This is a genomic window from Veillonella sp. CAG:933 (assembly GCF_000431435.1).
In the GTDB taxonomy this organism is placed as follows: Bacteria; Bacillota; Negativicutes; order Veillonellales; family Veillonellaceae; genus Veillonella_A.
Map to the genome: position 1 here is coordinate 51,603 of NZ_HF986214.1, position 7,165 is coordinate 58,767.

Below are 7,165 nucleotides of genomic sequence, written 5' to 3' on the forward strand. Positions count from 1 at the left end.
GCTTTTAGTTATGTACTATAAAAATTTACTGCAAACTCCGGACGCTATTTTATTTTGCACCATAACGTTAGTGCGCTTATTCTACCTTAAGTTTATTGTGCTTATTTTCCTTAAGTTTATTGTGCTTATTTTTCTTTCAAATAAGATTCAATTAAAGCGCCCGTAAAAGCAATGCCATTAATCATATCCTTTTCGTCAATATTGAACTTAGGATTATGATGCGGTGCCGCAATATCGGAACCTAAAATCATATAGGTACCGCGTCCGCCATTGCCGATTACCCGTTCCAAGAAGTAAGCGCAGTCTTCACTGCCGCCCCCTTCATTGGCTAACGGTACATCTTTAAAGATACCTAAATCTTTGGCAATAACCTGTACTTCTTTAGCCAAATCTTCTGAGTTAATGCAGGCCGGCGCACTGCCCATTTCTTTGATGTCCACTTCATTTTCATACATAGCGGCCGCACCTTTTAACACTTCATAGGCTCGTTTGCAGATATAATCATTAACTTCACCGGTAGCACCGCGCGTTTCTATCTGTAAATAGGCTCTGTCCGGAATAACGTTACGACCTGTGCCGGACTCTAAAACGCCTACGTTAATACAGGAGTTACCTTTGGAGTGACGAGAAATGGCTTGCAAGTTTAAAGCCGCCGTACAAGCTGCCAATAAGGAGTTTTTGCCAAGCTCCGGCGACCCGCCTGCATGAGAGGAGTAGCCTTTAAAGGTTACGTCTAATTTAGTCGTAGCCAAGAAGCCGTTATTTAAACAAGCAAGGCAACCGGCAATATTCTTATTAATCCCGATATGCATGCCGAAGAAGATATCTACATCATCAACAACACCGGCATCAACCATGGATTTCGCACCACGAACCCCCTCTTCAGCAGGCTGTAAAATCAATTTAAAGGTGCCGTGGAGCCCTTCTTTATGAGTCGTTATATATTCGGCCAAGCCTAGGGCCATTGTTAAATGGGCATCATGACCGCAAGCATGCATGGCTTTTTCATGCTTCGATACAAACCCTTCTTTAACCGGTAAATGATCGTCTGCCGTGGATTCCATAACATCATTGGAGTCGATGTCGGCACGGAAAGCTACCGTAGGCCCCTCGTCATCGAAATGCAAGGTCGCCACCATGCCGGTAAAACCATATCCCATGGCTTCTACCCACTTTGGATTAGCCCCTTCTTGAAGGGCTCGGTCCATGGCCGCTTTCATAACGGCGTCTTCAGGCACACCCATACGCGATTCGGCCTTAACAACCTCTTTGCCGACTTTTAAATCATAACCTAATTCAGTCAAGCGATCAGCTGCCATAGCGGCCGTCCGATATTCCAACCAACCCGGTTCCGGATGTTGATGCAAATCACGCCGCATAGCTATAAATTTTTCACGATTATCGTTGGCAAATGCAACACTCTTATATGTACTCATGTAAACCACGCCTCCCTAATGTCTTAATTACGAGTATTTTTCAACTGCTACCTTTATCTTACCACACTCCGGGGACATCTGTAATCTCATAATATAATTTAAACGGTCTTTTGATATATCGAATACGAATAAATATATAAAGAGCTACGGCTGAATATTAAAGGAAAAGCACCGCCATACAAAAAGAAAAGCGCACCTTGCGGCACGCTTTTCAAAATCTCATTATAATCCAATCGAAGGCTCTAATGAGTCAGTATTTAATTAATAGTGTAAATCGTCAGGGCTTACACGATGACGGAATGTCCAGTAAGTCCAACCTTGGTAGATTAATACGATTGGCACAAAGATAAGTGCTACAATCGTCATCAACGTCAACGTATATTCGGAAGACGAAGCATTTTTAATCGTTAAGCTCCAAGCCGGATTTAAGCTGGAAACCATGATACGTGGGAACAAACCTGCAAAGTAAGCGGCTGTTACCGAAATAATGCTCAAGCAGCTGAAAGTGAAGCCAACGCCCGGACGACGTACGCGGGTGAAGCCCCAAGAAATCAAGAAGAATACGATGCAAAGAGCAAACGCAACTGTTGCAATCATGCTGTTGAACAAATCAGTGAAGTAGTAAGTAGCCCCTACTAATACGAGAGCGCCTACTGCAGTAATCACGCCTTCTACCAAAGCGGTAGCACGTGCACGTTCAGAGATAGGACCGGTTGTTTTAATAGCCGTATACAAAGCACCATGATAAACGAATACCAAGATGAATGCCAAACCACAAAGGATTGTGTAAGGGCTAAGTAAATCGAAGAAGCCGCCTACGAAGTTCATCTGAGCATCAATCGGAGTACCTTGAATCAAGTTACCAACAGTAACGCCCCAAAGAAGAGCCGGAATTAAAGAACCGAAGAAAATGCAATAATCGAAAGTTTTACGCCATGCAATGGATTTGTCTTTACTACGGAATTCGAATGCTACGCCGCGAGCAATTAAAGCAGCTAACATCAAGAATAAAGCCAAGTAAAAACCACTGAACAAAGTAGCATAAACATGTGGGAAGGATGCAAATGTTGCACCACCGGCCGTAATCATCCATACCTGGTTGCCGTCCCATACAGGACCAACGGTATTGATCATTTGACGACGTTCCACATCAGTTTTACCTAAGAATGGAAGCAAAATGCCTACACCATAGTCAAAGCCTTCAAGTGTGAAGAACCCAGCGAATAATACGCAAACGAGGATGAACCACACTACGTCTAAGTTCTGTAAAATTACTTCCATAATGCTGCCTCCTCTCCTTCGATATCATGAGACGGATTGCCTTCAGGACCTTTTTTAATGTGTTTAACCGCTAAATAAAGTGCTGCAATCGCTGCCAAAATGTAAACAGCGGAGAAACCAATAATGGTAGTCCAAACTTCAGCAGCCGTTACAGTGCTGGATACACCGTCAGCTGTTTTCTGTAAGCCGTAAACAAGCCATGGCTGACGACCCATTTCAGCAACATACCAACCGGTTGCGTTAGCAATGTAAGGGAATGGTAACATCCAGAATACGAGTTGTAACATACCGCGTGATTGTTCCAATTTGCCGGCACGGTTCATTGCGAAAGCAATGATAGCTACCAACAATACCAAAGAGCCGGAGAAAATCATAGCACGGAATGTCCAGTACATGGACGTTACATGTGGGATATAGTCCCCAGGACCATATTTTTGTACATCAGCATTCTGAAGGTCTTTCATACCTTTCATTTCACCGTTGAAGTCATCAGTAGCGATGAAGCTGAGTAAACCAGGAATTTCGATAGCACTGTTAGTTACCTGATTTTTTTCATCAATCGAAGCAACTAAACTGAAAGATGCACCTTTAGTTGTGTCCCAAAGACCTTCAACGGATGCAATTTTCATAGGTTGTACTTTAGTTACATACTGGCCATGTAAGTGACCGGCACCGGCAACCAAAACACCACCGATAATTGTGAAAACTAAGCCCCATTTAATAGAGCGTTTGTAGAAATCTACCGCATTATTGCGGAGAATGTGCCAAGCACTGATAGATGCGATGATAACGCCTGCAGTCATAAGACCGGCAAAGAAAATATGGCTGAATTGGCCCGGTACATAACCGTTGCTCAAAATAACGCCGAAGTCCTGCATTTCTGCACGGCCATTACGAATCACATAACCAACCGGATGCTGCATAAAGGAGCTGGCCACCAAAATCCAGAAAGCGGATAAGTTGGTACCGATAGCTACCAATACGGCTACAACCGCATGAGCTTTAGCGGACAATTTGTCCCAGCCAAAAATCCAAGCCCCCATAAAAGTGGATTCAAGGAAGAAAGCTGTTAAAGCTTCCAAGGCAAGAGGTGCGCCGAAGATATCACCCATGAAACGGGAATATTCAGCCCAGTTCATACCGAAGTGGAACTCCTGCACGATACCGGTTACAACACCCATGGCAAAATTGATTAAAAATAATTTCCCCCAGAACTTTGCCATTTTTTTGTACACTTCATTGTTTGTCGATACATAAGTAATTTCTAAACATGCAACGACTACTGTCATCCCTAGTGTAACAGGAACGAACAGCCAGTGATAGATCGATGTCAAGGCAAATTGCCATCGAGCTAACAGTAATGCTTCCATCATACGTAAAACCTCCTCACTTATAAATCGCGCGCTTGCGCCTTCGATGGACAAACTCTCTGTAAATGTATTTCTCGCTCACGTTTCGCCAAGGTTTCAAAATCCACAGCTTGTAGTTCCTTAACTAAATGGCTTTGAATTTGACAAAATTGCTCTTGTACCGAACAATTACCGTGACAACCACGGGAACAAGTTTCACTATCATACAAACACCGCTGCAAATAGGTTGCCCCTTCTACAGCTTCTATAACATCTAATAAAGTGATTTCTTTAGGTTTACGTGCTAAGGCAAAACCGCCATCTACACCGCGGAACGATTGCATAATATTGCCTGATATTAAATTTCTCATAATTTTGAGAAGAAATCGATCCGGAATTTTCTGCGCTTTGGCGAGCTCCCCGCCGGTAATTTTAGTCCCATTCGGCAGGAGCGACATATGCAAAACCATACGGAATGCATAATCTGTTGCTTGGTTAAGTTTCATTGTGACCCCCTAAATCCTAATTCGAATCATTATCCCAATAATTCGCTTTCCCTTTTGTAAGATTGAACAATACAATCTTAGTATACATTGAGTTCACAAAAAAATGCTCAAATCTCGAGCATTTTTTCTATTACTTACATTATAGACAATACAGTGTGTAATTGCAATAACACATCTATTCAATTTTACAAGATATTCAGCGAATTTTTATAAAATTTCGCGAATCATATCGATTGCTAAATAGGCTATGCCTGACATAATGGCACTTAACGGAATGGTCACAAACCAAGCTAATACCATGGAGCGCGCTACACCCCAGTTTACGGCCTTAACACGTTTAGCCGTCCCTACCCCCATAATCGAGCCGCTCACAACGTGTGTGGTCGATACCGGTAAGTGTAAGAAAGTAGCGGTAAAAATCGTAATGGCAGAGTTCAAATCGGCCGCAAAGCCGTTGATGCTTTCTAGTTTAAAAATCTTAGTACCCATGGTGCTGATAATACGCCAACCGCCGGCTGCCGTACCTAAGGCCATAGCGGACGCACAGGCTACTTTTACCCAAGTCGGTACATCTAAAGTATCGATATAACCGCCGCTGAGTAAGGTTAAGGTAATAATCCCCATTGCCTTCTGCGCATCGTTGGAACCGTGGGAAAACGCCATTAAGGTCGCGGATAATAACTGCATATTGCGGAATCTGTCATTCAAAGCAATCGGCGAGAAACTACCGAACAGGAACAATAAGATGTGCATGATAATATAACCTAAAATCATGGCAATAATCGGCGATAACACGAGTGATAAGAAAATTTTACCGATGCCGTTAAAGTTAAGGGCTTCATGACCGACAGCTACCATAACCGCCCCGATAACACCGCCGATAAGGGCGTGTGACGAAGAACTCGGAATTCCGTACCACCAGGTGACCAAGTTCCAAATGATAGCTCCCAAGAGGGCCGCACTGATAACTTCCGCATTAATTAAATTGGCGGACATAACTAAATCACCGCCGATGGTCTTAGCTACACCGGTACTTACGAGGGCCCCCACGAAATTGAGGACCGCCGTCATCATAACCGCTTTTTTAGGTGAAATGGCTCGCGTCGATACGGATGTAGCAATGGCGTTGGCCGTATCATGGAACCCGTTAATATAATCAAAAGCCAATGCTAAGAGTACCACCAGCCATACAAACCAATGATCAAGCATACTTCAACACAACCCGGCGGAATGTACCGACCAAATCCTCGCAACCGTCAATGACTTCTTCCATGGAGCTAAGGATTTCCTTCCATTTGATGATTTCAATCGGATCTTTACAATCGCGGAATAAAATGGCCATTTCTTCATGATATACGGCGTCAGCTTCTTCTTCCAGACGAAGTACTTCAAGCACGCGGCCTTCTACACGAACATGATTCTTCTTAAGGCTATTCATATAAGAAATGGATTTTGTAATATGTTTTAAGCATTTCTGCACAATTTCAATTAAACGGATAGCACCTTTGGTAGGTTGACCTACGTTATACATACACATTTTATCCATAATGTCTTTCATACTATCCAAAGTAATATCCAACTGTTCAATGAGTTGTTGAATGTCTTCACGATCCATTGGGGTAATAAAGGTGGACCGCAACTGTTCAATCGTTTGGTTTACCAATTGATCGGCTTCTTTTTCTTTCTGGTCGATTACGCGGAGTGCTTCTTCTTTAGGTAATTCATTTTTAAATGCCTGCTCCATAACAACGGATGCGTCATGGCATAGTGAAACATGATTATTTAAAATGTTGAAAAATTTTTCTTCCTTGCCTTTTAAATGAAAAGCCATAATATCCTCCATAACTTATGATTGTGGTACTTGCTATTTATTGATTTCAAAAACTAAGTGACGAATTTCAGGCAATACTAATTTGGTCATGCCGAGTGTAACGGCGCCAACCGATCCAGGCAATGAAATAAGCAATACATCGGAACTTACACCGGCCGTTGCTCGCGACGCAATGGCTCTCGTACCGATATCTTCGGTGAAGCTTAAATATCTGAATAATTCGCCAAATCCCGGGATTATTTTAGTGCACAGTGACTCCACTGCTTCAATCGATACATCACGCTTGGCTATGCCTGTACCGCCTGTTAAAATAACAGCATCCAGACTTTCGATTGCAATCCAACGTTGCAATACTTCGGAAATTCTTGTAAAATCATCAGGTACAATCGTCCTGACTTTTACAATATGGCCTCCTTCCTCGATTAGTTGAACAACCGTGTCGCCGCCCTTATCGGTTTCCGGTGTACGGGTATCCGATACGGTCAAAACGCCGAGTACCAAAGGTCGTTCTGAGACTTCTTGTAAGGACATGTTCGACTCCTCCACACAAATACATTTTACACTATCTTGATAATTTACAAAGCCTTTACTCTTAGTATAACACGAATTGGCAATCGTGGTTAACAACATTACACTTTTCATTTGTAAAGTTTATGTAAAAATTGAGTTTTTGTAATTCTCAGATGAACTATTGTCAATGAAAATGCAAAAAAGCCTACATCCGAGGTGTACTGAACCGACCCCTTAAAGTTAGACCTAAAA

Annotated in this window: 7 protein-coding genes; all 7 read right to left on the reverse strand. The window is 42.7% G+C overall.

The genetic code is table 11. The features are described from left to right. Positions 1–125: 125 nt before the first annotated feature. Complete coding sequence (locus QZL64_RS09370; protein WP_021841736.1) at positions 126–1,436, reverse strand: amidohydrolase; 1,311 nt, start codon at positions 1,434–1,436, stop codon at positions 126–128. A 261-nt stretch (positions 1,437–1,697) separates the two neighbouring features. Continuing rightward, positions 1,698–2,717: a cytochrome d ubiquinol oxidase subunit II gene (gene cydB, locus QZL64_RS09375; protein ID WP_021841737.1), complete on the reverse strand. Its 1,020-nt coding sequence runs from the start codon at positions 2,715–2,717 to the stop codon at positions 1,698–1,700. Continuing rightward, on the reverse strand, positions 2,708–4,090 hold the full coding sequence (locus tag QZL64_RS09380; RefSeq protein WP_021841738.1) for a cytochrome ubiquinol oxidase subunit I: 1,383 nt from the start codon (positions 4,088–4,090) through the stop codon (positions 2,708–2,710). Before QZL64_RS09380 ends, cydB begins: the two co-directional genes overlap by 10 nt. Before the next feature lie 17 nt (positions 4,091–4,107). After that, positions 4,108–4,572, reverse strand: a complete 465-nt coding sequence (locus QZL64_RS09385; RefSeq protein WP_021841739.1) for an RrF2 family transcriptional regulator — start codon at positions 4,570–4,572, stop codon at positions 4,108–4,110. Between the two features lie 207 nt (positions 4,573–4,779). Beyond that, positions 4,780–5,781, reverse strand: coding sequence for an inorganic phosphate transporter (locus QZL64_RS09390; protein ID WP_021841740.1), 1,002 nt, complete (start codon positions 5,779–5,781; stop codon positions 4,780–4,782). Next, positions 5,774–6,403 (reverse strand): DUF47 domain-containing protein, encoded by a 630-nt coding sequence (locus QZL64_RS09395; RefSeq protein ID WP_021841741.1) that lies wholly within the window; start codon positions 6,401–6,403, stop codon positions 5,774–5,776. Before QZL64_RS09395 ends, QZL64_RS09390 begins: the two co-directional genes overlap by 8 nt. A gap of 33 nt (positions 6,404–6,436) precedes the next feature. Beyond that, positions 6,437–6,934, reverse strand: a complete 498-nt coding sequence (locus QZL64_RS09400; protein WP_021841742.1) for a MogA/MoaB family molybdenum cofactor biosynthesis protein — start codon at positions 6,932–6,934, stop codon at positions 6,437–6,439. Positions 6,935–7,165: the final 231 nt, after the last annotated feature.

Bases quoted from the DNA above. Each gene is read 5' to 3' on its own strand.
- QZL64_RS09385 (WP_021841739.1), bottom strand. From the start codon at position 4,572: ATGAAACTTAACCAAGCAACAGATTATGCATTCCGTATGGTTTTGCAT.
- cydB (WP_021841737.1), bottom strand. From the start codon at position 2,717: ATGGAAGTAATTTTACAGAACTTAGACGTAGTGTGGTTCATCCTCGTT.
- QZL64_RS09370 (WP_021841736.1), bottom strand. From the start codon at position 1,436: ATGAGTACATATAAGAGTGTTGCATTTGCCAACGATAATCGTGAAAAA.
- QZL64_RS09400 (WP_021841742.1), bottom strand. From the start codon at position 6,934: ATGTCCTTACAAGAAGTCTCAGAACGACCTTTGGTACTCGGCGTTTTG.
- QZL64_RS09380 (WP_021841738.1), bottom strand. From the start codon at position 4,090: ATGATGGAAGCATTACTGTTAGCTCGATGGCAATTTGCCTTGACATCG.
- QZL64_RS09395 (WP_021841741.1), bottom strand. From the start codon at position 6,403: ATGGCTTTTCATTTAAAAGGCAAGGAAGAAAAATTTTTCAACATTTTA.
- QZL64_RS09390 (WP_021841740.1), bottom strand. From the start codon at position 5,781: ATGCTTGATCATTGGTTTGTATGGCTGGTGGTACTCTTAGCATTGGCT.